This is a genomic window from Paraburkholderia edwinii, from assembly GCF_019428685.1.
GTDB classification, from domain to species: domain Bacteria; phylum Pseudomonadota; class Gammaproteobacteria; order Burkholderiales; family Burkholderiaceae; genus Paraburkholderia; species Paraburkholderia edwinii.
Genome location: NZ_CP080095.1, coordinates 2,977,085 through 3,003,421, shown reverse-complemented (window position 1 = coordinate 3,003,421; position 26,337 = coordinate 2,977,085). Strand labels below are relative to the sequence as shown.

25 protein-coding genes are annotated in these 26,337 nt (G+C 62.0%); 15 read left to right on the top strand and 10 right to left on the bottom strand.

The genetic code is table 11. From position 1 onward, the window contains the following. The first annotated feature begins 87 nt into the window (after positions 1-87). The 6 genes from KZJ38_RS13270 (at position 88) to KZJ38_RS13245 (ending at position 5,833) form a co-directional block, all read left to right on the top strand. The gene (locus KZJ38_RS13270) at positions 88-1,584 is read left to right on the top strand and encodes an NCS1 family nucleobase:cation symporter-1 (RefSeq protein WP_219796335.1); all 1,497 of its coding nucleotides are present in this window, start codon (positions 88-90) and stop codon (positions 1,582-1,584) included. Positions 1,585-1,690: 106 nt separating this feature from the next. Next, positions 1,691-2,560 carry an aspartate/glutamate racemase family protein gene (locus KZJ38_RS13265; protein ID WP_219796334.1) on the top strand — a complete coding sequence of 290 codons (870 nt, stop codon included), beginning with the start codon at positions 1,691-1,693 and terminating at the stop codon, positions 2,558-2,560. Between the two features lie 165 nt (positions 2,561-2,725). Beyond that, complete coding sequence (puuE, locus tag KZJ38_RS13260) at positions 2,726-3,676, top strand: allantoinase PuuE (RefSeq protein ID WP_219796333.1); 951 nt, start codon at positions 2,726-2,728, stop codon at positions 3,674-3,676. Next, positions 3,673-4,194, top strand: coding sequence for a 2-oxo-4-hydroxy-4-carboxy-5-ureidoimidazoline decarboxylase (gene uraD / locus KZJ38_RS13255; RefSeq protein ID WP_219796332.1), 522 nt, complete (start codon positions 3,673-3,675; stop codon positions 4,192-4,194). The genes puuE and uraD overlap by 4 nt, the downstream gene beginning before the upstream one ends. Positions 4,195-4,259: 65 nt before the next feature. Next, entirely contained in the window at positions 4,260-5,270 is a 1,011-nt protein-coding gene (gene alc, locus KZJ38_RS13250) for an allantoicase (RefSeq protein WP_219796331.1), read from the top strand. A gap of 50 nt (positions 5,271-5,320) precedes the next feature. Beyond that, on the top strand, positions 5,321-5,833 hold the full coding sequence (locus KZJ38_RS13245) for an ureidoglycolate lyase (protein WP_219796330.1): 513 nt from the start codon (positions 5,321-5,323) through the stop codon (positions 5,831-5,833). Between the two features lie 175 nt (positions 5,834-6,008). On the opposite strand, the gene KZJ38_RS13240 is transcribed toward KZJ38_RS13245, so the two are convergent. Next, on the bottom strand, positions 6,009-7,202 hold the full coding sequence (locus KZJ38_RS13240) for a urate hydroxylase PuuD (RefSeq protein ID WP_219796329.1): 1,194 nt from the start codon (positions 7,200-7,202) through the stop codon (positions 6,009-6,011). A 256-nt stretch (positions 7,203-7,458) separates the two neighbouring features. After that, a complete protein-coding gene (gene uraH / locus KZJ38_RS13235; RefSeq protein ID WP_219796328.1) occupies positions 7,459-7,812 on the bottom strand; it encodes a hydroxyisourate hydrolase in 354 nt (117 codons plus the stop codon). Positions 7,813-8,211: 399 nt separating this feature from the next. On the opposite strand from uraH, the gene KZJ38_RS13230 reads away from it, so the two are divergent. Continuing rightward, positions 8,212-9,597 carry an 8-oxoguanine deaminase gene (locus KZJ38_RS13230; RefSeq protein ID WP_219796327.1) on the top strand — a complete coding sequence of 462 codons (1,386 nt, stop codon included), beginning with the start codon at positions 8,212-8,214 and terminating at the stop codon, positions 9,595-9,597. Between the two features lie 202 nt (positions 9,598-9,799). On the opposite strand, the gene KZJ38_RS13225 is transcribed toward KZJ38_RS13230, so the two are convergent. Both KZJ38_RS13225 and KZJ38_RS13220 read right to left on the bottom strand, forming a co-directional pair. Next, complete coding sequence (locus tag KZJ38_RS13225; RefSeq protein WP_219796326.1) at positions 9,800-10,729, bottom strand: LysR substrate-binding domain-containing protein; 930 nt, start codon at positions 10,727-10,729, stop codon at positions 9,800-9,802. A 366-nt stretch (positions 10,730-11,095) separates the two neighbouring features. After that, positions 11,096-11,305 (bottom strand): dodecin, encoded by a 210-nt coding sequence (locus KZJ38_RS13220; RefSeq protein WP_219796325.1) that lies wholly within the window; start codon positions 11,303-11,305, stop codon positions 11,096-11,098. Positions 11,306-11,573: 268 nt separating this feature from the next. On the opposite strand from KZJ38_RS13220, the gene KZJ38_RS13215 reads away from it, so the two are divergent. Further along, the gene (locus KZJ38_RS13215) at positions 11,574-12,467 is read left to right on the top strand and encodes an NAD(P)-dependent oxidoreductase (RefSeq protein WP_219796324.1); all 894 of its coding nucleotides are present in this window, start codon (positions 11,574-11,576) and stop codon (positions 12,465-12,467) included. 164 nt (positions 12,468-12,631) lie between these two features. After that, complete coding sequence (locus KZJ38_RS13210) at positions 12,632-14,224, top strand: ABC-F family ATPase (protein WP_219796323.1); 1,593 nt, start codon at positions 12,632-12,634, stop codon at positions 14,222-14,224. Positions 14,225-14,311: 87 nt separating this feature from the next. Here KZJ38_RS13210 and KZJ38_RS13205 read toward each other — a convergent pair whose 3' ends face one another. Next, a complete protein-coding gene (locus KZJ38_RS13205) occupies positions 14,312-14,890 on the bottom strand; it encodes a hypothetical protein (protein WP_219796322.1) in 579 nt (192 codons plus the stop codon). A 207-nt stretch (positions 14,891-15,097) separates the two neighbouring features. Between KZJ38_RS13205 and KZJ38_RS13200 the strand changes: the two genes are divergently transcribed. Continuing rightward, positions 15,098-16,534: an aldehyde dehydrogenase family protein gene (locus tag KZJ38_RS13200; RefSeq protein ID WP_219796321.1), complete on the top strand. Its 1,437-nt coding sequence runs from the start codon at positions 15,098-15,100 to the stop codon at positions 16,532-16,534. A gap of 39 nt (positions 16,535-16,573) precedes the next feature. Here KZJ38_RS13200 and KZJ38_RS13195 read toward each other — a convergent pair whose 3' ends face one another. After that, positions 16,574-16,777 carry a DUF1289 domain-containing protein gene (locus tag KZJ38_RS13195; protein WP_219796320.1) on the bottom strand — a complete coding sequence of 68 codons (204 nt, stop codon included), beginning with the start codon at positions 16,775-16,777 and terminating at the stop codon, positions 16,574-16,576. Between the two features lie 83 nt (positions 16,778-16,860). Then, entirely contained in the window at positions 16,861-18,210 is a 1,350-nt protein-coding gene (locus KZJ38_RS13190; protein WP_425518248.1) for a phospholipase A, read from the bottom strand. 625 nt (positions 18,211-18,835) lie between these two features. Here KZJ38_RS13190 and KZJ38_RS13185 point away from each other — a divergent pair. From KZJ38_RS13185 to KZJ38_RS13170, 4 genes are all read left to right on the top strand, one after another. Next, a complete protein-coding gene (locus KZJ38_RS13185; RefSeq protein WP_246641463.1) occupies positions 18,836-19,939 on the top strand; it encodes a polyamine ABC transporter substrate-binding protein in 1,104 nt (367 codons plus the stop codon). A gap of 105 nt (positions 19,940-20,044) precedes the next feature. After that, positions 20,045-21,208: an ABC transporter ATP-binding protein gene (locus KZJ38_RS13180; RefSeq protein ID WP_219796318.1), complete on the top strand. Its 1,164-nt coding sequence runs from the start codon at positions 20,045-20,047 to the stop codon at positions 21,206-21,208. Next, entirely contained in the window at positions 21,205-22,137 is a 933-nt protein-coding gene (locus KZJ38_RS13175; protein ID WP_219796317.1) for an ABC transporter permease subunit, read from the top strand. Before KZJ38_RS13180 ends, KZJ38_RS13175 begins: the two co-directional genes overlap by 4 nt. Next, positions 22,134-22,952 carry an ABC transporter permease subunit gene (locus KZJ38_RS13170; RefSeq protein ID WP_219796316.1) on the top strand — a complete coding sequence of 273 codons (819 nt, stop codon included), beginning with the start codon at positions 22,134-22,136 and terminating at the stop codon, positions 22,950-22,952. Before KZJ38_RS13175 ends, KZJ38_RS13170 begins: the two co-directional genes overlap by 4 nt. Positions 22,953-23,316: 364 nt before the next feature. Here the strand turns inward: KZJ38_RS13170 and KZJ38_RS13165 are convergent, their stop codons facing one another. The 3 genes from KZJ38_RS13165 to KZJ38_RS13155 are packed head-to-tail and all read right to left on the bottom strand — an operon-like array spanning position 23,317 to position 25,039. After that, positions 23,317-23,748 (bottom strand): DUF4952 domain-containing protein, encoded by a 432-nt coding sequence (locus KZJ38_RS13165; protein ID WP_219796315.1) that lies wholly within the window; start codon positions 23,746-23,748, stop codon positions 23,317-23,319. Then, on the bottom strand, positions 23,745-24,494 hold the full coding sequence (locus tag KZJ38_RS13160; RefSeq protein ID WP_219796314.1) for a hypothetical protein: 750 nt from the start codon (positions 24,492-24,494) through the stop codon (positions 23,745-23,747). The genes KZJ38_RS13165 and KZJ38_RS13160 overlap by 4 nt, the downstream gene beginning before the upstream one ends. A gap of 2 nt (positions 24,495-24,496) precedes the next feature. After that, positions 24,497-25,039 carry a PAAR domain-containing protein gene (locus KZJ38_RS13155; protein ID WP_219796313.1) on the bottom strand — a complete coding sequence of 181 codons (543 nt, stop codon included), beginning with the start codon at positions 25,037-25,039 and terminating at the stop codon, positions 24,497-24,499. 424 nt (positions 25,040-25,463) lie between these two features. Here KZJ38_RS13155 and KZJ38_RS13150 point away from each other — a divergent pair, with 424 nt between their 5' ends. Beyond that, positions 25,464-26,240 carry a class I SAM-dependent methyltransferase gene (locus KZJ38_RS13150; protein WP_219796312.1) on the top strand — a complete coding sequence of 259 codons (777 nt, stop codon included), beginning with the start codon at positions 25,464-25,466 and terminating at the stop codon, positions 26,238-26,240. Positions 26,241-26,337 lie beyond the last annotated feature (97 nt).

Below are 26,337 nucleotides of genomic sequence, written 5' to 3'. Positions count from 1 at the left end.
TGGCATGCACGATGCAGTGGCCAATCGGCTTTAGACCGGGCTTCGCCCCGGCTTTCGATCGACGGTCCCCAATCCTTGGAGGAGTTCATGGCTCAGTTCAGCGCAGCACCGGGCAACCCGGGCATTCCCGCCTACGAAGACAGCAGCAGCGCCGGCGCGCAAGCGGCCGATTCACTGTTGCCCGCCGGATATAGCGAACGTCTGTACAACGAAGATCTCGCGCCGTTGAAGAAGCAAACCTGGGGTGCGTACAACATCTTCGCGTTCTGGATGTCCGACGTGCATAGCGTGGGCGGCTACGTGTTCGCGGGCAGTCTCTTCGCGCTCGGTTTGACAAGCTGGCAGGTGCTGATTGCGCTGCTAGTCGGCATCACGTTCGTCAATGTGCTGTGCAACCTGATTGCGAAGCCGAGCCAGCAGAACGGTGTGCCGTATCCGGTCGCGTGCCGTGCGACGTTCGGTGTGCTCGGCGCCAACGTGCCGGCCGTGATTCGCGGTTTGATCGCTGTCGCGTGGTATGGCATTCAGACTTATCTCGCGTCGAGCGCGCTCGTGATTGTCGTGCTGAAGTTTTTCCCGCAGTTGCTTCCGTACGCGGATGTGCATCACCACGGCTTCATGGGCCTGTCGACGATCGGTTGGGCCGGCTTCATGCTGCTGTGGGTACTGCAGGCGTTCGTGTTCTGGAACGGCATGGAGACGATCAAGAAGTTCATCGACTTCGCAGGGCCCGCGGTCTACGTCGTGATGTTTATCCTCGCCGGCTACATGGTGTGGCGCGCGGGCTGGCAGAACATCGGCATCAACCTGGGTGGCGTGAAGTATCACGGCATGGAAGTGCTGCCGGTGATGATTACCGCGATCTCGCTCGTCGTGTCGTATTTCTCGGGCCCGATGCTGAACTTCGGCGACTTCTCGCGCTACGGCAAGAGCTTTCGCAGCGTGAAGCGCGGCAACTTCTGGGGCTTGCCGGTCAACTTCCTCGCGTTCTCGCTCGTGACCGTGATCACGACCGCCGCGACGTTGCCGGTGTTCGGTGAGCTGATTACCGATCCGGTTGAAACGGTGGGCCGCATCGACTATCCGACCGCGGTGATTCTCGGCGCGCTGACGTTCACGATCGCCACAATCGGTATCAATATCGTCGCGAACTTCGTGTCGCCCGCGTTCGATTTCTCGAATGTCGCGCCGCGTTTGATCAGCTGGCGTGCGGGCGGCATGCTTGCCGCGGTCGCATCGATCTTCATCACGCCGTGGAACCTGTTCAACAACCCGGCCGTGATTCACTACACGCTCGATGTACTCGGAAGCTTCATCGGACCGTTGTATGGCGTACTGATCGTCGATTACTACCTGGTGAAGCGCCAGAAGATCGTGCTCGACGATCTCTACACGGTGTCGGAAAAGGGCACGTACTGGTATCGCAATGGCGTCAACTATCGTGCAGTCGCGGCGTTGCTGCCGGCGGCGGTGATCGCGGTGCTCTGCGTGATGGTGCCGGCATTGAGCGGACTTGCGAATTTCTCGTGGTTCGTCGGCGCCGCACTGGCCGCGGTGTTCTACAGAATGATTGCTCACAAATGAGCGCGCACAAGTACGTGTGAGCAGATAAGCGTGACCAGAGAAGCGCGCACGGATCACCGGCATCGCCGCGAACGAAGCGCGTGCGCGCGCAGCAACAGGAGTCGATATGCGTATCAAACTGATCAACCCGAACACGACCCAGCGGATGACCGACGCGATGGGTCGTTGCGCAAGCAACATTGTCGCGCCGGGCACGGAGGTGGTTGCGGTCAGCCCGACGATGGGGCCGCCTTCGATCGAAGGCTACTACGATGAGGCATTCGCCACGCCAGGCCTGCTTGCCGAAGTCGCAGCCGGCGAGCGCGAAGGCTTCGACGGCTACGTGATCGCCTGCTTCGGCGACCCGGGGCTCTATGCGGCGCGCGAAGTCGCGCGCGGCCCGGTGATCGGCATCGCCGAAGCGGCGATGCACGCGGCAAGCGTGCTCGCACCGGGCTTCTCGGTCGTGACGACGCTATCGCGCACCTGCGGTATGGCGTGGCACCTGGCCGAGCGCTACGGCATGAAGCGCTTCTGCCGCAATGTGCGCGCAACCGATGTCGCGGTGCTCGAGCTCGATCAACCCGGTTCGGCTGCACGCCGTCTCATCATCGACGAATGCCGGCGCGCGCTCGACGAAGACGGCTCGGACGCGATCGTGCTCGGCTGCGCGGGCATGGTCGAGCTGTGCGCGGAAATCGAGGATGCAGTCGGCGCACCGGTCGTGGAGGGCGTGACGGCGGCGGTCAAGTGGGTTGAAGCGCTGGTTGCGTTGCGGCTTTCGACCGCGAAGCGCGGCGACTACGCGCGGCCGCTCGCGAAGCGCTACGACGGAGCTTTCGCGCGTTTCAGCCCAACAGAAGCTGACTCGCATGGCGACGCGATGCGGGTAAACGCGAGTGCGGCTGCAACGAACACGACGCCCGACACACCAGCAAGCGACAAAGCGATCCCCGCCGCGCACGACGATGCCGAACCTCATATACATCCACTCTGACCCGCACTATGGGTCCGCGTGTATGCGCGGCCCGAGGCGTTTTCGCTACACTGGCTCAACGCTGCCGCGCCCCATGTGAGCGTATATGAGCGCATGTGAGTCAGTGACATCAATGCCGCATGGCGCCGCGCTGCGTGCTTATCGTCAACCGCTCTCCGTCAAATCATGTCACTCGATCCGAACTATCCACGCGACCTGATCGGCTACGGTCGTTATCCGGTGCAAGCGAACTGGCCCGGGCGCGCCCGCGTCGCCGTGCAATTCGTGCTCAATTACGAAGAGGGCGGCGAGAACTGCGTGCTGCACGGCGATGCCGGATCCGAGCAGTTTCTATCGGAAATCGTCGGCGCCGCGTCGTATCCCGCGCGCCATATGAGCATGGAGTCGATCTACGAATACGGTTCGCGCGCGGGCGTGTGGCGCATTCTGCGCGAGTTCGAAAAGCGCGGCCTGCCGTTGACGATATTCGGCGTCGGCATGGCGATCGAGCGTAATCCGGAAGTGGCGCGCGCCTTCGTCGAACTCGGACATGAAATCGCGTGCCACGGGTATCGCTGGATTCACTATCAGGACTTCACGCCTGAACGCGAAGCGGAGCACATGCGTCTCGGCATGGAAGCGATCGAGCGCGTGACCGGCGTGCGGCCGCTCGGCTGGTACACCGGACGCGACAGTCCGAACACGCATCGGCTCGTCGCCGAATACGGCGGCTTTCTGTATGACTCCGATAACTACGGCGACGACCTGCCGTTCTGGATGGACGTCGACGTCACAGGCGGCGCCACCGTGCCGCAACTGATCGTCCCCTATACGCTCGACACGAACGATATGCGGTTCGCGACGCCGCAGGGATACAACACCGCGGATCATTTCTTCACGTACCTGCGCGATGCCTTCGACGTGCTCTACGAAGAAGGCGACGAAGCGCCGAAGATGCTGTCGATCGGCATGCATTGCCGGCTGCTCGGACGCCCAGGCCGTTTTCGCGCATTGCAGCGCTTTCTCGACCATATCGAGCAGCACGAGCGCGTATGGGTCACGCGTCGTATCGATATCGCGCGTCACTGGCGCGAACATCATCCGTACCAGCAACCGGAGCGCGGGGCCACCGCATGAAAGCGATGCACTACACGCTCGATCAATTGAACCGTGTTTCAAAGGATGCATTCATTGCCGCGCTGTCCGGCATCTTCGAACATTCGCCGTGGGTTGCTGAAGCCGCTGTGGAACGACGTCCGTTCGCCAGCATCGACGAACTGCATCGCAAGATGTCGCGCATCGTCGAAACGGCAGGGGAAGAGAAGCAACTCGCCCTGATCAACGCGCACCCGGAACTCGCGGGCAAGGCTGCCGTGCGCGGCGAACTGACGGCAGAATCGACGCGCGAGCAAAGCGGCGCGGGCCTCGATCAATGCACACAGGAAGAGTTCGACCGCTTGCTGCAACTGAATAAGGCCTACCGGGAAAAGTTCGGATTCCCGTTCATTCTTGCGGTGCGAGGATACGACCGGCACGGCATCATCGCGAACTTCGAGGCGCGCGTGAATAACAGCCGCGCGGATGAGTTGCGCGCGAGCCTCGACCAGATCTACCGGATTGCGCGTTTCAGACTCGACGAGCTGCTCGGCGGCTAGAAACGCGCATCCACGAAGCAGGCGTACACGCTGTACGCATCATTAGATATCAAAGGAAGACGACGATGGCACTCCCGATTCTCGATCCCAATGCTCCGGACTTTACGCGCCGCTATGTGAATCTCGCGGACCCGCGGCTTGGCGCGCAGGCGCTCGAAGCAAGCGATGAATTCTTCGCGCCGAAAGACCGGATGCTGAATCCGGAGCCCGCCGTGTTCATTCCCGGCAAATACGACGAACACGGCAAATGGATGGACGGCTGGGAAACGCGCCGCAAGCGCACGACCGGCTACGACTGGTGCATCGTCAAGCTCGCGCGGCCCGGCGCGATCAAGGGGCTCGACCTCGATACGAGCCACTTCACAGGCAATTTCCCACCTGCGGCATCGGTGGAAGCGGCGCGGGTCGTGGACGGTACGCCGAACCACTCGACGCAATGGACGCAAATCGTTCCATCGACGACGCTGCAAGGCAACAGCCATCACTATCTCGACGTCACCGACACGAACGCATACACGCACGTGCGCGTGAACATCTATCCTGACGGCGGCATCGCGCGCCTGCGCATTTATGGGCAGCCGCAAGTCGACTGGGCGGGCGCGAGCCGCACCGAGCTGTTCGACCTGGCCGCGATGGAAAACGGCGCGTATCTGGTCGGTGCGAATAACCAGCACTTCGGCGCCGCCTCGACGATCCTGATGCCGGGCCGCGGCGTCAATATGGGCGACGGCTGGGAAACGCGGCGCCGCCGCGAGCCCGGTAACGACTGGGCGATTGTCGCGCTGGCGCAGCCGGGCGTGATCCGCAAGGTCGAAGTCGACACCGCGCACTTCAAGGGCAATTTTCCTGATCGCTGCTCGATTCAGGCTGCGTATGTGACGGGCGGCACCGACAGTTCGCTCGTCACGCAGGCGATGTTCTGGCCCGTGCTGCTCGGCGAACAGAAGCTGCAGATGGACAAGCAGCACTTCTTCGAAAGCGAGCTCGAAGCGCTTGGCCCCATCACGCATGTGCGCTTCAACATCATTCCGGACGGCGGCGTGTCGCGTCTGCGCTTGTGGGGCACGCTCGCGTGATGCGCGCGACGATGGCTTCGGTTCTGAATGCGATTCTGGATAGGTACGCGATGAAAACACTGGCAATCGAACCGCTGACGCGCGAGGCCTTCGCGCCGTTCGGCGATGTGATCGAGCTCGAAGGCGCGAGAGAGATTCCGATCAATCTCGGCACGACGATCCGCTATCACGATCTCGCGAACGTCGATATAAACGACGCCGGCGGCCGCACGCTCGTCAATCTGTTTCGCGGACAGCCGCGCACGCTGCCGTTCGAAGTGAAGATGCTCGAGCGGCATCCGCTTGGCAGCCAGGCGTTTATTCCGTTTGACGAAAAGCCGTATCTGGTGGTCGTTGCACCGGCCGGCGACCTCGATCCTCAGGCGATCCGCGCGTTTGTTACGTGCGGCTGGCAGGGCGTGAACTACGCGAAGGGCGTGTGGCACCATCCGCTGATCGCTCTGGGCGAGGTCAGCGATTTCATCGTAGTCGACCGCGGCGGTGAAGGGTGCAATCTGAACGAACAGGACCTCGCTGAATCGCTGTGGCTGACCGACGATGCGCTGAGTGTGGTCAGTTATTGACGTTGCCGGGCGGCTGCTGGAATACGGGCCGCCGGTTCTGCTTTTCCCATCCCACGTATGAAAAAAACAGCGGTCTCGGATTTACACCCGAGACCGCTGTTTTTTCGTAACTGATCCAGCGGCGGTAAAAGCAAAAGTACAAGCGCAAGCCGCGGCCGCGCTCCCACATCACGACCTACTGCAACGCGCCTCCCTGAAACCACGCCGCGAGCTTCTGCCGCTCGTCATCGGTCATATGCGTGACATTACCCAGCGGCATCGCTTTCAACGTGACCGCCTGCTGATAAATGCGCTGCGCGTTCTGCGAAATCTCGGCGGGCGTATCGAACATCACGCCGGCGGGCGCGCTGCCCATCAGCGTCGGATGCGCGGAGTGGCATGCCGCGCAGCGCTGCTGCAGGATCGGCGCAATATCGGCGACGACGATCTTCGGCGCGTTGGCCGCTTCGGCTTGCGGTACGACAGGCTTCGGCATGGTCCAGACAAGCGCCACTGCCATCAGCGCGACGCCGCCGAGCGGCAGATACCAGAGCACCTGGCCGCGGTGACGCATGACAAAGAACTGCCGGATCAGCGCGCCGGCCGCCATGATGACCGCGAGCACCGCCCAGTTGTACGGATGCGTGTACGTCATCGCGTAGTGGTTCGACAGCATGGCGAACACGACGGGCAGTGTGAAATACGTGTTGTGCACCGAGCGCTGCTTGCCGCGCTTGCCGTAGATCGGGTTCGGCGTATCGCCCTTGAGCATCGCGTCGACCATCTTGCGCTGGCCCGGAATGATCACGAAGAACACGTTGGCCGACATGATCGTCGCGAGCGTCGCGCCCATGATCAGATACGCGGCGCGGCCCGCGAAGATATGGCAGGCAAGCCACGCGCCGATCAGCACGACGAGCGCCACGCAAATACCGAGCACGCGATCGTTCTTGCCGAGCAGCCGGCACAGCGAGTCGTAGATGATCCATCCGCCGGCGAGAAAGCCGAGCGCCGAAAAGATCGCCACCACGGGTCCCATATCGAGCACGTTCCTGTCGATCAGGTACGTGTTCGGCGCCCACAGGTACAGCACTGTGAAGAGCCCAAAGCCGGAAAGCCACGTCGTGTACGACGGCCATTTCGACCAGTGCAGGTCGTCTGGCATTTCGGGCGGCGCGACCGTGTATTTCTGCATGTTGTAGAAGCCGCCGCCGTGTACATGCCACAGTTCGCCGAACACGCCGCGGCGGCGCTGGTTCGGATCCTGCGGCGGCTTCAGGCTGTTGTCGAGCGCCACGAAGTAAAACGATTCGCCGATCCATGCGATCGCGGCGATCACGTGAAACCAGCGGATCGCGAGGTTCAGCCAGTCGGTGATAAAGCCTTCCATGAAACTCCTCCACTTCCTGTTCGTCGTAGGCGCGGCGAAGAAAGCGCGTCGGTGCGGGTAAAAAGCCGGTCAAGCACCGCGCCTGCTGCGGGGGTGATGCGCGCCGTGGTTTATCTGCTGTATCGGACGAAGCGGACGAATCCGATGCATCCGATGCATGAGATGGCGTGCGTCTTGTTGTTTTGGCCGGATCGTTCCGGCCGCGTCCTGTCCGGACGTTTCGGCCGAACGAGGCGCATTGCGGCTCAGTTGCCGCTCAACTGCCGCGGTACGTGCTATACGACCACGGCGAGACGAGTAGCGGCACGTGATAGTGCGCATCCGCATCCGCGACGCCGAAGCGCAACACGACGCGGTCGACGAAGCGCGGCTGCGGCAGTTGAGTGCCGGTCGCCGCGAAATAGTCGCCAGCGTGAAACACGAGCTCGTATTCGCCGGCCGCGAACGCGCTGCCTTCGAGCAGCGGCTCGCCGCAGCGGCCGTCGTTGTTCGTGGTGGTGGTTTTCAGCGCGCGGCGCGTATCGCCCGCAAGCGCAAAGAGTTCGACCTTGATGCCGGCGCCGGGACGGCCGTTCGCGGTGTCGAGCACGTGGGTAGTGAGCTTGCCCATTCGCGATTTTCCTTATGTCAATGCGAGGTTTCGGCGGCGGCCTGATCCCGTTGGAGGCGGCGGATCGAGGCTCCACGTCAGTGGCTACATACCCGTCGGCGGATTCAAGCGAGCGCCGTGACATGCATTGTAGAAACATTGGCGCCGTCCGCGCGGCCGCGATAGGAAACATAATGGTTTGCGCATGAGGGGCGGCCCCTGGCGCTGGCGCCGTGCCGCACCCGGCCCGCTGGCCGCGGCCTGCTGCTCACCTCGGGCCGCGATGTGCCGCGATGTGCCGCAATGACTTTATTGCCGCATCCGTTCACTATATCGCCGCAACAAACCCCACTATCGCTGCGGCGCGCATTGCCAAGCCGATTTTGACCGCCGAAGGTAACGCCATCAAGGAGGAAACGTATGACGGCGACGCAGCGCAACACCCGCGGCAAGACGATGCTGGTCAAACACGCGGAAATCGTGGTCACGATGGACGATGCGCGGCGCGAGCTGCGCAACGCGGGCCTCTATATCGAAGACGGCCGGATCGTCGCAGTCGGCGCGACGGCCGATCTGCCGCAAACGGCTGACGATGTGCTCGACCTGCATGGCCACCTCGTGATACCGGGCCTCGTCAACACGCATCACCACATGTACCAGAGCCTAACGCGCGCGTTGCCCGCGGCGCAGAACGCCGAGCTGTTCGGCTGGCTGACGAGCCTCTACAAGGTCTGGGCGCATCTGACGCCCGAGATGATCGAGGTGTCGACGCTGACCGCGATGGCGGAGCTGCTGCTGTCGGGCTGCACGACGTCGAGCGATCATTTGTATGTCTTTCCGAACGGCTGCCGGCTCGACGACAGCATCGAAGCCGCGCGGCGCATCGGTATGCGTTTTCATGCAAGCCGCGGCAGCATGAGCGTCGGGCAGCGCGACGGCGGCTTGCCGCCCGACGAGGTGGTCGAAAGCGAAGCGCATATCCTCAAGGACACGCAACGCGTGATCGAGACATATCACGACGCCGGACGTTACGCGATGCTGCGCGTCGCTGTCGCGCCGTGCTCGCCATTTTCGGTGAGCCGCGATCTGATGCGCGAATCCGCGACGCTGGCGCGCCAGTACGGCGTGTCGTTGCATACGCATCTGGCCGAGAACGTCAACGACGTCGCGTATAGCCGCGAGAAGTTCGGCATGACGCCGGCCGAATATGCGCAGGATCTCGGCTGGGTCGGCCGCGACGTCTGGCATGCGCACTGCGTTCAGCTCGACGACGCGGGTATCGAGCTGTTCGCGCGTACGGGCACGGGCGTCGCGCATTGTCCGTGTTCGAACATGCGGCTCGCGTCGGGCATTGCGCCCGTCAAACGGATGCGGCTCGCGGGCGTGCCCGTGGGCCTCGGTGTCGACGGCTCGGCGTCGAACGACGGTGCGCAGATGGTGGCCGAAGTTCGGCAGGCGCTGCTGTTGCAGCGCGTTGGTTTCGGTCCCGATGCAATGACCGCGCGCGAGGCGCTCGAGATCGCGACGCTCGGAGGCGCGGCCGTGCTCGGCCGTGACGATATCGGCGCGCTCGCGCCGGGTATGGCGGCGGATTTCGTATCGTTCGATCTGCGGCAGCCGCTTTTCGCGGGTGCATTGGCCGATCCCGTCGCGGCGCTCGTGTTCTGCGCGCCGTCGCAGGTGGCCCATAGCGTGATCGGCGGCAGACAGGTCGTGAAGGACGGCGTGCTCGCCACCGTCGAACTGGGGCCGGTGATCGAGCGGCATAACCGGCTCGCGCAACAGTTATTCGAAGCTGCACGATAACCTGAATCTGGTTTCGCGCATCGTGTGAACGCGCTCAGCCGGAGCGCCTGACTCGCGTCACACGCGAAGCAGGGGCAGCTGCAGAACGCGGCGCGATCGCGCACGCACACGAACGCTCACCGGCGCACCGCGCGAATGCGAACCGGTGCGCCGCGTGCACGCATACCCCACGCACCGCGCGAATGCGACGCCGCACGCACGGTCATTTATCCACCAGCGTACGCGTCGCCTCAGCCACCAGCCCGCGCAACCACCGCACTTCATCGGAGTAATGGACGCGCTCATGCCACAGCTGGTAGTACTGCATCGGCGGGAAATCGAGCGGCGCGGGCATCACCGTCAACGGCAAAAACTTCGCGTAGTAGTCGGCGAAGAGCCGTGTCGTTGTGAAGATCAGATCGGATTTGATCAGCACATACGGCGCGAGATTGAAATAAGGCAACGTGACGACCACGTGACGCTTCAACCGTTCGCGCGCGAGATGCACGTCGATCGCGCCGCGCTGGCCGACCGAATACGGCGTCGGCGCGAGGTGCGGCGCGTTCAGGTACTGGTCGAGCGTAATCGAGCCGCGCTTCGCGAACGGATGCGTATTGCCCATCAGGCAAACGATCTGATCGACGAACAGATTCGACAGATGCAGTTGCTCGGGCGGCTCGGGCCAGTTGCCGACCACCGTGTCGAGCTTGCCGTCCTCGAGCGCGAGCTCGTAGTCGAAGGCGGGGCCGAGCGAATGAAACTCGAGCTGTGCGTTCGGCGCCGCCTGCCGGAAGCGCTCGACGACTGTCGGCACGAACAGCACGTTCAGGTAGTCCGGGCAGCCGATCCGGTAACAGCGGATCGACGTCGCGGGATCGAAGCTGTGCTGCTGGAACTTGATGCGCTCGATTTCGCGCAGCGCATTCTGCGTCGGCTCGAGCAGGCGCAGCCCGTACTCGGTCGGCACCATGCCCGACTTGCCGCGCACCAGTAGCGGATCGCCGGTGATATCACGCAAACGGCGCAAGGCGGCGCTGATCGCCGGCTGCGACTGATTGAGCTTGACGGCCGCCCGCGTGACGCTGCGTTCCATCAGTAACGTATGCAATACGCGCAGGAGGTAGGTGTCGATCGCCTCGCGTTGCTGACTCATAACTTCTCCGGAATATATGTCCAGGCTGATCGATATGCTGTGGGGGCATATCGTTTTTAATATACGCAAAAGGGGTCGTCAAGGGAGGCTTTCCCGCATGACGAAAGGCGAGGCGGCTTAAAGCGATGACGGTCGGGCGGCGTCGCGTTTTAAACGGCGGAAGAAGAGCCGCGCGCGGAAGCGGTGTCGGAAAGAAACGAGGGACGAGTGGGTGCAGGGAGGGCACAACGCGAAGGCAGAAACGAAACGCAAAAAACGAAAGGCAAAAACACAAGAATTCGTCGGACAAAACAAACCGTCGCCGCACCGGTCGCCCAGCGCGGCGCTTCAGCAACCAGCAGGTCTCAAACGTCTGGGCTTCAGGCGTCAGTCTTCGAGCCGCAGACCGACCTTGATCGTCACCTGCCAGTGCGCGATCTGACTGTTGTCGATATGCCCGCGCGTTTCGAGCACCTGGAACCAGCACAGATTGCGCAAGGTCTTCGACGCTTTTTCGATCGCGCTGCGAATCGCATCGTCACTCGATTTCTGCGAAGAGCCGGTGATTTCGATGGTCTTGTAGACGTGCTCGCTCATGATGGTCCTCCAGGTTGGGGTCGAAAAAAGTATAGGTAACGCGCTTCGCGCGCATGCCCCGGGTTTGCACGCAGTCGACGTGCCCGAGCGCACCTGCATGCGCTGCCCGCGACGCAATGTGTGGCCGTGCCGTCACGGATGCCGGTGCGCGGCGCTATGATGGGCGCCGGGATAAGCGAACGGGCATAAGCGGAAACGGCGCGACGGCAGGCACGAGCGCGATGCATGCAAGTTCACCCCATCAACACGTCGAAGAGGAATCGAAATAATGGAAGTGGGTTTTTGCGGCCCGGGCTTGATGGGCGCACCGATGATTCGCCATCTGCTGCGGGCAGGGCATACGGTTCACGTATGGAACCGCACGCGCGATAAGGCAGAAGCGCTCGCGAAGGACGGCGCGAAGGTCGCATCGACACCGGCCGCGCTGGCCGATAGCGCTGAGCTGATTTTCCTGTGCGTATCGGACGCGGCAGCCGTTGAGCAGGTCGTATTCGACCCGCAGCACGGCATCGCGACAGCCGCGCAAGGTGCAGCCGGCAATGCGCGCGTGCGCCGCATCGTCGACCATTCGAGCATCGCGCCGTCAGCGACCCGCGGCTTCGCTCAACGGGCGGCAGCGGCGCGCATCGGCTGGGTCGATGCGCCGGTGTCGGGCGGCGTGGCCGGCGCGACGGCGGGCACGCTCGCGGTGATGGCGGGCGGCGCCGCGGCCGATGTCGAAGCGGCGACGCCCGTCATTCGCGCCTACGCGGCGCGCGTCACGCATATGGGCGACGCGGGCGCGGGCCAGACCGCGAAGCTGTGCAACCAGTCGATCGTCACGGCGACGGTTGCCGCGATCGCCGAAGCGGTGAGCCTCGCGCAGCGCAGCGGCATCGACGCTGCGCGCCTGACCGAAGCGCTGGCGGGCGGCTGGGCGGACTCGGTGCTGCTGCAAACCTTCGTGCCGCGCATGACGTCGAGCGGCGCCACGCCGATCGGCGCCATGCGCACGTTCCAGAAGGATGTCGATACGATCGCCGCGGCGGCTTACGAAACCGGCACGCCGATGCCGGTCGCGGGCACCGTGCAGCAGGTGCTGCGTCTGGCCGCGGCCATGGGTCTCGCAGATGCCGATTTCTCCGCTTTCGTCGACGTGTTGCAACCGGGCAAGCGCCGCTGAAAACGGCGTGAAAGTATCGTCGTAAGACCATGGGCGCAAGCGCGAATGCAGCCGCGCTCGCACCCGCGCGGCGAGCGCCGGGCGGCCCGAGCGACACGATATGCTGCTAAAATGTTCGGTTTTTCAGCGATCCAGGTCGGATCACTATCTCAAAGGTACGCGCCGTGCTGTCTACTGCCAATATCACGATGCAATTCGGGCCGAAGCCTCTCTTCGAAAACATCTCGGTCAAGTTCGGGGAAGGTAACCGCTATGGACTGATCGGGGCGAACGGCTGCGGCAAGTCGACGTTCATGAAAATCCTCGGCGGCGACCTCGAGCCGACCTCGGGCAACGTGATGCTCGAGCCGAACATCCGTCTGGGCAAGCTGCGTCAGGACCAGTTCGCGTACGAAGACGTGCGCGTGCTCGATGTCGTGATGATGGGCCACACCGAGATGTGGGCCGCGATGACCGAGCGCGACGCGATCTACGCGAACCCCGAAGCAACCGACGACGACTACATGCACGCGGCCGAACTCGAAGCGAAGTTCTCCGAGTACGACGGCTATACGGCCGAGGCGCGCGCGGGTGAACTGCTGCTGGGCATCGGCATCGCGCTGGACCTGCATAGCGGCCCGATGAGCAACGTCGCGCCGGGCTGGAAGTTGCGCGTGCTGCTCGCGCAGGCGCTGTTCTCGAAGCCGGACGTGCTGCTGCTCGACGAGCCGACCAACAACCTCGATATCAACTCGATCCGCTGGCTGGAAGACGTACTCAACCAGTACAACTCGACGATGATCATCATCTCGCACGATCGTCACTTCCTGAATCAGGTCTGCACGCATATGGCGGACATGGATTTCGGCACGCTGAAGGTCTGGCCCGGCAACTACGACGACTACATGCTGGCGTCGACGCAGGCGCGCGAGCGCCAGCAGGCCGCCAACCAGAAGGCCAAGGAGCGCGTGGCCGATCTGCAGGACTTCGTGCGCCGCTTCTCGGCCAACAAGTCGAAAGCGCGTCAGGCCACCAGCCGCCTGAAGATGATCGACAAGATCAAGATCGAGGAATTCAAGCCGTCGTCGCGGCAGAACCCGTTTATCCGCTTCGAGTACGAGAAGAAGCTGCACAACATCGCGGTGGTCGGCGAGGAGATGACGAAGCAGTACGACCGCACGATCTTCAACCGTTTCAGCATCAGTGTGCAGCCGGGTGAGCGCATCGCGATCATCGGCGAGAACGGCGCGGGCAAGACCACGCTGCTGCGTTCGCTGCTCGGCAATCTGCCGCTCGAGCACGGCTCGGTGAAATGGGCCGAAAACGCGAACATCGGCTATATGCCGCAAGATACCTACGAAGAGTTTCCCAGCGACGTCACGCTGATGGACTGGATCGACCAGTACCGCAAGGAAGGCGATGACGAACAGTCGGTGCGCGGCACGCTCGGCCGGCTGCTGTTCAATGCGGACGATATCCGCAAGTCGGTGAAGGTGCTGTCGGGCGGCGAGAAGGGCCGCATGATCTGGGGCAAGCTGATGCTCGGCCGCCACAACGTGCTGCTGATGGACGAGCCGACCAACCATATGGACATGGAGTCGATCGAGTCGCTGCAGATCGCGCTCGAGAAGTACGACGGCACGCTGGTCTTCGTGTCGCACGACCGTGAGTTCGTCAGCGGCCTCGCGAACCGGATCATCGAAGTGAAGACCGATGGCACGTTGAACGACTTCGGTGGCAACTACGAGGATTTCCTCGCAGGGCAGGGCGTGCAGTAACCGTTAATGGGCATCATCGCTACCGGCGCGATCGAGCGCGCGGTAGCGAGTGCATCACCATCGCCATCGCCGCTTGGCGCGGACGCGCTACTTCTCCGGCGCCTGGTTCGTCGACAGAATCGTGCTCAGCGTGGTGCCGCCCGCGGCTTCGCAATTCACCGGCGCCGAGCCGGTCCACTTCACCGCGATACCGTGCACGACGGGCCTGACCATACGCCATGGCCAGAAGCCGAAGTGCTGCGAGCCGCCATATTCGATGATGGCGTCCGCGCCGCGCGATCGCGCGTTCTCGGCCAGCTTGGGCAGAATGTCGCTGACACCGCCGTAGGTCCCTTTCCCCACCTTCAGTTTCTTGATGACCGTGTATTTCTGATCGGCGGACGGCAGATGCGCGAAGAAGCAGAAGTCGCCTAGTCCCGAGGGAAGCTCGACCGGTTGGCCCGTGTGGCTATTGGATGCATTCGGCGCATTGGGCGCATTGGGCGCATTGGGCGCCGTGGCCGGGGCCGGCGCCACTTCGACTTCGGCGGAGTCGTCGGTCTGGGTGTCTGCCTGGGGCTCGGCCTGGGTCTGGGCCTGCCTGGCGGCTTGCGCCGACGTTGCACTCACCGCCATCCCCGTTGCGAACAATGCCGCCAGCAGCATTGATCTCTGGATCGTGTTCATTGTTTGGTCTTTACGCCGGGGCAATTTGCGCCGGCATTTTGTTGTGGTGCCGAATTGTAAGGCGGCGCTGCGGCCATGGCTATCGGGTCATCATCAAGCAGGCCTTTGTTTTGCTCCCTCGCTCTGCATGCATGACTCAACACGCATAAGCCGCACCGGCTAGAATGTTTTTGACCCCAAGCGCCGCACACAAAGGACCGTACCGACATGAAGACCTTCGACCAGTTCTACATCGACGGCAAATGGCTCAAACCATGCGGCACCGGCACGATCGACGTGATCGATTCCGGGACCGAAGAGATCATGGGCCGCATCCCCGAAGGCATCGAAGCGGACGCTGAAGCGGCGATTGTCGCGGCGCGTGCCGCATTCGACGCGTGGGCCGCGACGCCGCCGCAACAGCGTGGCGCATATCTGCAAAAAATCGCCGACAACCTCAAGGCGCGCACCGACGAACTCGCGCAACTGATCTGCGGCGAAGTCGGCATGCCGATCAAGCTGTCACGCGCGATTCAGGTTGGCGGCGCGGTGCAAAACTGGAACGCCTATGCGAAGCTCGCGGCCGAATTCGCGTTCGAAGAGAAGGTCGGCAATTCACTTGTTGTGCGTGAGCCGGTTGGCGTCGTGGCCGCGATCACGCCATGGAACTATCCGCTCAACCAGATCACGTTGAAGGTCGCCGCGGCGCTCGCGGCAGGCTGCACGGTGGTGCTGAAGCCGTCGGAGATCGCGCCGCTCAATGCATTCGTGCTGGCCGAAGCGATTCACGAAGCAGGCTTGCCGGCCGGCGTCTTCAATCTCGTCTGCGGCTATGGGCCGGTGGTCGGCGAGGTGCTGGCGTCGCATCCGTTGGTCGACATGGTTTCGTTCACGGGCTCGACGCGTGCGGGCAAGCGCGTGTCCGAACTCGCCGCGGCGAGCGTCAAGCGCGTCGCGCTCGAACTCGGCGGCAAGTCGGCCTCGGTGATTCTCGACGATGCGGACCTTCCGGCCGCCGTGAAAGCGACAGTCGGCGCGTGCTTCCTGAACTCGGGGCAGACGTGCTCAGCGCACACGCGCATGCTCGTGCCGGAAAGCCGCTACGACGAAGTGCGCGCGCTCGCGAAAAGCGCGGCCGAATCCTACGTGCCCGGCGATCCGCGTCACGACAGAACGCGCCTCGGTCCGCTTGCCTCGGCCGCCCAGCAACAACGCGTGCAGCAGTACATTGCGCGCGGCATCGAAGAGGGCGCGGACCTCGTGACGGGCGGCCCAGGCATGCCCGATGGCGTGCAGCAAGGCTTCTTCGCGAAGCCGACGGTGTTCGGCCGCGTACATCCGAAAGCGACGATCGCGCAGGAAGAAATCTTCGGCCCCGTGCTGACGATTCTCACGTTCAAGGATGAGGAAGAAGCGGTCCGTATTGCGAACGATTCGGTGTATGGCCTCGCCGGCGCCGTATGGGCGGGCAGCGACGAACGCGCGCTCGGTATCGCGCGCCGGATGCGCACCGGGCAGGTCAATATCAATGGTGGCGGGTGGAACGCAGCCGCGCCGTTCGGCGGCTACAAGCAGTCGGGCTATGGCCGCGAGAACGGCACGTATGGACTCGATGAGTATCTCGAGTACAAGGCGATGCAGCTCGCGGTCAATAAGCCGGCGTAAGGCGCCGTCGTTCGCCGGTGGCTCGCACCGTCGGCGCGGCTAGATCTTGTCGTATTTGAAGCGCATCGCCGTGCCTTCGCGTTCGATGCGCTCCCATACCGTGAGCTTCTCGTCGTCCGTCATAAACACCCAGTTTGCAACTTCAGTGGCGGTGCGGCCGCAGCCTTTGCACACTTCGTCGAAGAGCGTGGAGCAGACACCGATACACGGGCTGTCGGGAAGGTCGTGAAGATTTGAAGCCATCGGGAAAGAGGTGAAAAGCGCGGGCGGTCCGTTATGGTAAACGAAAAGCCGGTGCGTCATGCCGCCCAACCTGCTCAACCCGCTCACCGCGCGATGCTGTACCCGATGCGCGCTATCCAGTGCTGCCGCACGTTGTAGTCCAGCAGATCTTCACCATAGCCGTTGAAATAGCCGACCCAGAGATAACCGCCCCAGGCGCTGCTGCCGAGCAGTTTCGCGAGCGGGTAGGTCAACTGCGCGTCGATGCTGCCGTACCAGTGCTTCGTGCCCTTGCGCAAGGTGGTCGCGAGTTGCCAGCCGTTGGCGCTGCCGTATTTGAAGAGCAGATCGACATAGCCTCGATAGTCGGCGATATCGGGGTTATCGCTCTTGCCCGCGTACACATAGAATTTCGGCGACACGACCCAGTGGTACGCATCGAGGTTGCCGAATTCCCATGTCGGGCGCACGAACAGCATATTGAGGCCGCGCGATTGATCGCCGCCTTTGCCGTTCGATTCGTGCCCAACGCCCGCGGCAATGCCCATGCGCGTGAACCACGACGCGCGCCAGCCTGTGTCCGCAAGGTAATAAAAAAGCTGCGGCTGGTAAGTCGTGTCGCGGAACGGCCGCGATTCAGCGGTCAGGTCCCAGATCGAGTTTTGCGTGTACGCGAAGTACAGGTTGTCGAGGAAGGCTTTCGAGCGCAGGTCGTCGGGCATCCGCAAGCGGTATTTAAAGCTCAGCTGCAAACTCGCGCTCGTATCGCCGTTATGGCCGACCCCGAAGAACATCGGCTCGAAGTACGAGATGCGCGACTGCGAGCCGTTTCCGGCGGTCGAAAGCGAATCGCCTGGTGGGGTCCAGACGGGCGAGGTGTCGGACGCAGGCATGGCGGCGGTAGCAGTCGCAGCGGCGGTGGGCTCGGTGCCGGTGGCTTGTGATGCCGCGGCGCTGCTCGCGGCCTCTGCAGGCGCGGCTGCCGTCGCCGTACTTGCTGCTTGCGCAGGCGCCGCCGCAGTGGTGTCTGCATGCCCGGCCTGCGCCATCGCAGCTGGTTGCACGGTGCGATTGATCGCCACAATAGCCGGCGACGCATCGAACCCGACCGGATCGATGCGAACCTCACCGCGCACCCACGCGGGCCACGGCGCCGCGTATTCGACCTTCCGGTATTGGCCTGCTTCGAGCCGCAACTCATCGGGGACGCCTGCGTCGCGAACGAGTTCGACGGCCTGAGGCGCGTGATCGCTGTTGGTCAGCGTGACGTGGATGGTCGGAGGAAGCGCGATCGTGAGCGGCTGGCCGTTGTCGGCGGAGTAGAGCAGCGTGATCCGAAGAGGCTCGCTGAAAAAGGCCTCACGCGGCGGCTGCAACATGGCGACTGCGGCATCCGCGCGGCAAGCATAGAAGATAGCGAGCCACGCCAATGCGAAAAGCCTCACCCCGCGCATCGAGCCCCGCGCAAACCCACGCGTCGAACCGGTCAGTCGGGCTAAGCAAACAAAGCGGCCTGGCGAAGCAGCGTCAAAGCGCATAGTCGACACGTCCCCGATGTGCGCGGCATCGCTCGCATGAACAGCGAGTGGCGCGACGTATTCGTTCAAGAAACGGGAGACTTACGAAAAGAAAGGACAGGCGAAAGGCCGGTGCAGTTCCCGATGCCGGTACGACTGCTCATCTTCCGCGCAACGGGGCAAGCGCCACGCCGATGCGGTCTGCGCGCCTTGCCCTTTCTGACGGTTTATAGTGACGCACGACCGATATCAGGTGCGATTCGAGGTAGACACGCGCCGATAACCCGATAAAATTGCGCCCATTTTGTCGGTTGCCGCAGCGCTTGCTCCAATTGCGCCCGCGCACCGCCGGCTGTACCGTTTGCGCGACATCGGGGCATTTTTTTTGTGGCGCACAACGATTAGTGGTAGCTTTCGGGGTTTTCAGGGAAGTCGCGGGCGCGCCACGCCTGAGTGGGACGAGCCGGCAGCATCAGGCTCGAGCCAGGCTTAAGCAGGCGCGCGGGCCGCGGCATAAGCGGGGTAGACGGCCGGCGTCGGCTGGCCAGGATCGGAGAACGGAATGAACAAACTGGTGTTGGGCCGGTTGGTTGCGGCATGTGTGCTGTGTGCCGCGCCCTGGTTGCCGGCCGCGGCAAAAGATACGCAATTGAATGTGTACAACTGGTCGGACTACATCGCCAAGGACACTATTCCGAACTTCCAGAAGCAGACCGGAATTCAGGTCAAGTACGACAACTACGACAGCGACGACACGCTGCAGGCCAAGCTCCTCACCGGCAACTCGGGCTACGACATCGTCGTGCCGACCAGCAACTACGCGGGCAAGCAGATCGCGGCCGGCATCTTCGCGCCGCTCGACAAATCGAAGATCCCGAACCTCAAATATCTCGACCCGTCGCTGATGGCGCTCGTCGCCGGCGCCGACCCCGGCAACCAGTTCACCGTGCCCTGGGCGTACGGTACGACCGGCCTCGGCTACAACGTCACGAAGGCACAGCAGATTCTCGGCAAGAACGTTGCACTCGATAGCTGGGACGTCCTCTTCAAGCCCGAAAACATTTCGAAGCTGAAGGCGTGCGGCGTGTCGGTGCTCGACGCGCCGGACCAGATGTTCGCGGCCGCGCTGCACTATATGGGCAAGGACCCGATGAGCACGAACCCGGCCGACTATCGCGCCGCGCTCGAGATGCTGAAGAAAATCCGCCCGTACATCACGCAGTTCAACTCGTCGGGCTATATCAACGACCTGGTGGGCGGCGACATCTGCTTCGCGTACGGCTGGTCGGGCGACGTCGTGATTGCGAAGCACCGCGCGGTCGAGGCGAAAAAGCCGTACAAGATCGAGTATTACATTCCGAAGGGTGGCGCACCGGTCTGGTTCGACGTAATGGCGATCCCGAAGGATGCGAAGAACAAGGAAGCCGCGCTCGCGTGGATCAACTACATCGAGACGCCGCAGGTACACGCGGCGATCACGAATGCGGTCTACTATCCGAGCGCGAACGCCGAAGCGCGCAAGTATGTCGACAAGGACGTCGCGAACGATCCGGCCGTTTATCCACCGCCCGAAGTGGTGAAGACGCTGTTTCTGCTGAAGCCGCTGCCGCCTGAAATCCAGCGGCTGCAGACGCGGCTGTGGACGGAGTTCAAGTCCGGCCGGTAAGCGTCCTCGATAAAGCGCCGCCAGCGTGCGGGTCCGCCTCATCCCTAAGCCCTCGGCGTCCACCGGGGGCTTTGTTCGTCAAATGCAGCAGGAAAGCAGCACATCATGAGCGATCAGTCTGGCGCGCCGGCGGGGGCCGGTACGCTGCCTCAGGGCAATTCTGCCGCTGCGGATCACGCAGCGGAAAACTTCGTGCAGATCGTCGACGTCGTGAAGAAGTTCGGCGAGACCGTGGCCGTCAAAGGCGTGAACCTGTCCGTGAAAAAGGGCGAACTGTTCGCGCTGCTCGGCAGTTCGGGCTGCGGCAAGTCCACGCTGCTGCGCATGCTCGCGGGCCTCGAAACCGTCACGTCGGGCAAGATCCTGATCGACGGTGAGGATCTCGCGCACCTGCCGCCGTACCGGCGTCCGACCAACATGATGTTCCAGTCGTATGCGCTGTTCCCGCATATGACGGTCGAATCGAACGTCGCCTTCGGCTTGAAGCAGGAGGGCGTGCCGAAGGCAGAGCTGCGCGAGCGCGTGCATGCGGCGCTCGAACTCGTGCAGATGGGGCGCTTCGCGCAGCGCAAGCCGCATCAGCTATCGGGCGGCCAGCAGCAGCGCGTGGCGCTCGCGCGCAGCCTCGTCAAGCGGCCGAAACTGCTGCTGCTCGACGAACCGATGTCGGCGCTCGACAAGCAGATCCGCCAGCGTACGCAGATCGAACTCATCAACATCCTCGATCAGGTCGGCGTGACCTGCATCATGGTCACGCACGATCAGGAAGAAGCGATGACGATGGCGGGGCGCCTCGCGGTGATGAGCGAAGGCGAGATCGTGCAAATCGGCACGCCGAACGAGGTCTACGAATATCCGAATAGCCGTTTCTCCGCGGAATTCATCGGCTCGACGAATCTGTTCGACGGCAATGTGGTCGAAGATGAGCCCGACCACGTGTACATCGAAACGCCCGAACTGCCCGTGCGCTTGTATGTGAGCCACGGCATCACGGGGCCGCTCGGCATGCCGGTGACGATCTCGGTGCGGCCCGAGCGCATCGCGCTCACGCGCAAGCCGCCCGAGGGCGCGTTCAACTGGGGCAAGGGCGTTGTGATGAACATCGCGTATATGGGCGGTTACTCGCTGTATCACGTGAAGCTCGAGAGCGGCAAGACGGTGGTGGCGAACGTATCGAGCCTCGCGCTGAGCGAGATCGAAACGCCGACGTGGGGCGACGAAGTGTACGTACGCTGGAGCGCGTCGGCTGGCGTGGTGCTGACGTCATGAGCACGCTGAACGCAATCGCGACGTGGCCGGCGCGGCGCTTCCGGCTGACGGGAAGAACCGCGGTCGTGGCGGGGCCGTTTATCTGGCTGCTGCTGTTTTTCCTTGTGCCGTTTCTGCTGGTCGTGAAGATCAGCTTCGCGGATCAGCAGCTCGGCATTCCGCCTTATACGCAGTTGACGGCGTTCAAGGAGGGCGTGCTCAATATCGCGCTCGACTTCTCGCATTACGCGTTTCTGTTTCAGGACAGCCTGTATTTCGCGACCTATCTGAATTCGCTGCTGGTCGCCGCGGTGACGACGCTACTTTGTCTGCTGATCGGCTACCCGATGGCGTATTACATCGCGCGCTCGAATCCGGCCTCGCGCAACATCCTGATGATGCTGGTGATGCTGCCGTTCTGGACGTCGTTCCTGATTCGCGTGTATGCATGGATCGGCATCCTGAAGAACAACGGCTTGCTCAATAATTTCCTGATGATGATCGGGCTGATTCATGCGCCGATCGAGCTGTATCGCACGAATACCGGCGTGTATATCGGCATGGTGTATTCGTACCTGCCGTTTCTCGTGATGCCGCTTTACGCGCATCTCGTGAAGATGGACCTGACGCTGCTCGAAGCTGCCTACGACCTCGGCGCGAAGCCGTGGAAGGCGTTCTGGCAGATCACGCTGCCGCTGTCGAAGAACGGGATTATCGCGGGCTGCATGCTCGTGTTTATTCCGGCGGTCGGCGAGTACGTGATTCCGGAACTGCTCGGCGGCGCGAATACGCTGATGATCGGCCGCGTGATGTGGAATGAGTTCTTCGACAATGCGGACTGGCCGATGGCGTCCGCGGTGACCTGCGCGATGGTGCTGCTGCTGCTGCTGGTGCCGATGGCGCTGTTTCAGCATTCGCAGGCGAAAGCGTTGGAGGATAAGCGCGGATGAAGCCGAATCGGTGGTTGCAGATTCTTGCTTTGGGGATTGGGTTTCTGTTTCTTTATATCCCGATCGTCAGTCTCGTTGTTTACTCGTTCAACGAATCGCAGCTCGTCACCGTGTGGACGCGGTTTTCGACGCGCTGGTATGCGGCGTTGCTGCAGGACGATGAGTTGATCGCGGCTGCGTGGCTGTCGTTGCGGGTGGCGTTGCTGACTGCATTTGCTTCTGTGTTTATTGGTACCTGGGCTGGGTTTGTGCTTGCCCGCATGGGGCGGTTTCGCGGGTTTACGCTTTATACGGGGATGATCAATGCGCCGCTGGTGATTCCCGAAGTCATTCAGGGCATTTCGTTGCTGCTGCTGTTCGTCGAAATGGCGCAGTGGCTTGGGTGGCCCGCCGGCCGTGGGATCCTCACGATCTGGATCGGGCATGTGATGCTTTGTATGTCGTATGTCGCGATTATTGTGCAGTCGCGTGTGCGGGATTTGCATCCTTCGCTTGAGGAAGCTGCTCTCGACCTTGGCGCGACGCCATTGCGAGTGTTTTTTAGCGTGACGCTGCCGTTGATTTCTCAGGCCCTGGTCGCGGGGTGGTTGCTGTCTTTTACCCTCTCTATCGATGATCTCGTGCTGTCTGCGTTTTTGTCGGGGCCTGGGTCGACGACGTTGCCTTTGGTCGTTTTCTCGCGCGTGCGGCTTGGGTTGAACCCGGAGATGAATGCGTTGGCGACGCTGTTTATCGCTGTCGTTTCCGTTGGGGTGGTTGCTGCGAATGTGTTTATGCAGCGGGCGGAGAAGCGTAGGCTGGAGATGGCCGCTTAGGGCGCGGCGAGCTGCTTGTGGTTTGTTTGTTCGCTTGCTTTGTTTGCTTTGTTTGCGACGCGCCGTCGCTGGCATCCGCGATTTCGCCTCGCGGCGCAAGCGTTGCCCCTGTGCGGGGCGGCACCTACTTTTCTTTGTCTTGCCAAAGAAAAGTAGGCAAAAGAAAGGCGCCTCGGGTACTAAGCGGGAACCCCGCACAGTAAAGATAGTGGTGCGCGGACCCACTGACTCATCGCACCACATTCCCCAGTGACAAGGCACTCATTCATCCCGCTTCGCGCGCTACGCGCGCCTCTCGGTTGGGCATAACACCTTCTTTTGAGCGGGCCGGCTACGATTTATCCGCCTGCTGCGCTCATTCCGCTCAGGGCGTATAGAGGTAGTGCCTCACGTACACGTTCAGATACGGAATTTTCGAGAAGTCCCTTCTCTGACTGACGAGCGCCTCTCCACCCATGCTGATGAGGTACGTCGAACCATTTCTGTCTCTAAGCGTCCCGTGGTTAGGAGTTTGCCAGCCACAGCACGCAAATACTAGACGCTTCACCTTTGCGACCCGGATCAGCCAGTTTTCAACCTTGGCGATATCCTTGCCTTCCACCCGATAGACGGCTTCCAGCCCATCGGGTTGAGCACCGTCACGCATCGATCCACAACTGGCAAATTTGACATCGGGGCGTTGCAGATCGAGTTGCTTAAGGAAATCACCGCATACCAGTGGCGGCTCGGGTGCCGCTTGCGCTTTTGCCGCACTATTCAGCGACGCGGCGAGGGAAAGGGCAATGAGGACCTTCACTTTGTTACCTCCAGCAGCGCCACATATTTCCCATCTGTATTCGGTAACCGATGTGAGATGAGGAAGTTGTAGACATCGTTCCATCGCTCGATCTGATGGACAGTGACGCAGCCTTCCGACAGATGGCCAATATGAACGTATCGCGTCGAGTTGCCTTTGGTTCCGGCCAGTTCAATGGGAAACCAGACGTCGTTGGCCTTGATCCTTCCCGGGTGCGTGTTTCGATAGCCGAGCGTCGACGACTCTGCATGTGAGTAGTCCGGCGCCATGATGCGATGAACACCAGCCGGAATGGGAGTGAATTCTCCCGTCCATCTACTATTGAGCGTGACTGTTATCGGCTGGCTGCCTACGTTCAATGTGCCCCATTGCTGGAGCAAAGGTCCTTTGAACGGCGAATGCTCTTCCTTGCGTGCACCGTATTTCACTTTCACCGTTGCGACTGCCGTGCTTGGCGGCGTCTTCAGGAGAAGCCTCTTCGCGTTTTCGTCACTGAGGCTCGCTGTGAGCCCGACGGAACTCAGGCCATCCGCTACCTTGAAATAGGTCCGACCACCTTCAGACTTCACCATGGTCACCTTCGTGTATTCGCAAATGAATGCGTCCGTGTGTGAAGGTGAGAGTTTGATTAGCAGCCACCCTTTGGTGTCCTCGGGTAATCGCACATAGCGAGTGTCAACGGTAGCCGTATGCGTGCGTTCGTGCTGATTCGTGGTGGCGATAGAGTTACGCAAGAAGTCGGACATGCTTACACCAATAGTTCGATGAATAATTGCGTAGGGCCATCCGTGCGAATTCGCGTCGTTTCGCCGGCGTTGTTTGTCACTCCCTCGAAGATCTGTCCGTCAGCCGTTTCGATCCTGTAGCGCTGATTGGCGACAGGATGACCTTGCTCGTCTTTCAGCACGATCAGTTCGTCATACTGGCGGCGTGCGCGTGTGGATTCCGCAAGCGGAGGAAGCCCAGCCGCTTGTCTCCACGCTTCAATCTCATGCGGCGCAAGTGTCACCATCATCCCGCGTTCGGCATAAAAGACAGGTGCGGGATTGCAGCCGCAAATATTGACGTCGCCGCTCAACGCCCACTCTTTGCCGTTGGGTGCCGTTCCCTTGCGACGCGGACCTTTCGGTGCAATGAACCCTTCGCGTTTGCAGGTTGTGCAGTACGTTTTCATGCCGAGTGTCGCGATTTCGACACGTGGCGGCGGATTCGAGCAGGTCACCTGCTTGAGTCCGTCGATGATCGTCGCGCCCCCGGCGCGATCTCCCTTCGCGAGAAAATAGCGGATCATGAATTCGATGGTTCCGTGTGAGATGGACGCGGCGACAAGATCGCGAATGCGCCTGCAAGCGGGTAACATCATCGCGGTTGGCGATCGTGTTGCCTATCAGTAAGTCCTGAAACTGAAGTCGGTGAAGGGTAGGGGACGTGTAGGAGTAGTCTTGCGTCGGCGATGGCGAATGCCGCTCGGGAGCCTGTTCACGACGCAGTTGAGGCGTGCGACCAGCGCTTCACACACAACGGGGTGACGATGGAAGTTTCGGGCTGGGATCAACTGGTCCGCTTGTGGGAATTGATCGTGCTGGTCTGCAAATTTCTCTGGAACCTGCTACGCCTGCTAGGTGGCGGATGAAAGCACTGCGTCATGCAGTGCTAGCCGAACTCGCGTAACGTGAGGTTCCCAGCCAAAGCACCCGCTACGAACGGAGACAACCATGCCGACGTTTGCCAATTCCACCCAGCGCTTCTCCGACCGCGTCGCCGACTACGTCAAGTTTCGCCCCACGTATCCGCGCGAAATCGTCACGTTCCTGCACGACACCTGCGGGCTCGCGCCGGGCGCGCGCGTCGCCGATATCGGAGCCGGCACGGGCATCTCGGCCAAGGTCTTTCTCGACGCCGGCCATCCGGTCGTTGCGGTCGAGCCCAACGACGCCATGCGCGCATCAGCCGACGCGTGGCTCGCATCGTATGACGGCTTTTCGAGCGTCGCCGGCACCGCTGAGGCAACGACGCTCGCCGACGCCAGCGTCGAGCTCGTCATCGCGGCACAGGCGTTTCACTGGTTCGATCCCGTCACCACGCGCCGCGAATTCGCGCGCATCCTGAAGCCCCGCGGTCTCATCGCGCTGATGTGGAATAGCCGGCTGCTCGACGGTTCGCCGTTTCTAAGCGACTATGAAGCACTGCTGCAGCACTACAGCACCGATTATCAGGCGGTAGCCGAACGCTACGGCGATGATCAATCGATGGCCGCATGGTTCGGCTCCGAATTCGCTCACAAAGGGTGCTTCGCGAACGCTCAATCGCTTGATTTCGACGGGCTCAAAGGGCGGCTCATGTCGTCATCGTATGCACCGAAGCAAGGCCATCCGAACCACGAGCCGATGCTGGACGCGTTGCGCGATCTGTTCGATCGCACGCAGCACGACGGCAGTGTGGAGATCGCGTATGAGACGCGCGTGTACGTCGGATACGCCGCCGCCGTGTAACGACGGATCAATCACTAAAAAGCAAAAGCCCCATCGTATTCGATGGGGCTTTTGCCTGGTGTTTCGTGGCTCACACGGCCGCCTGCGAGGGCGGGTG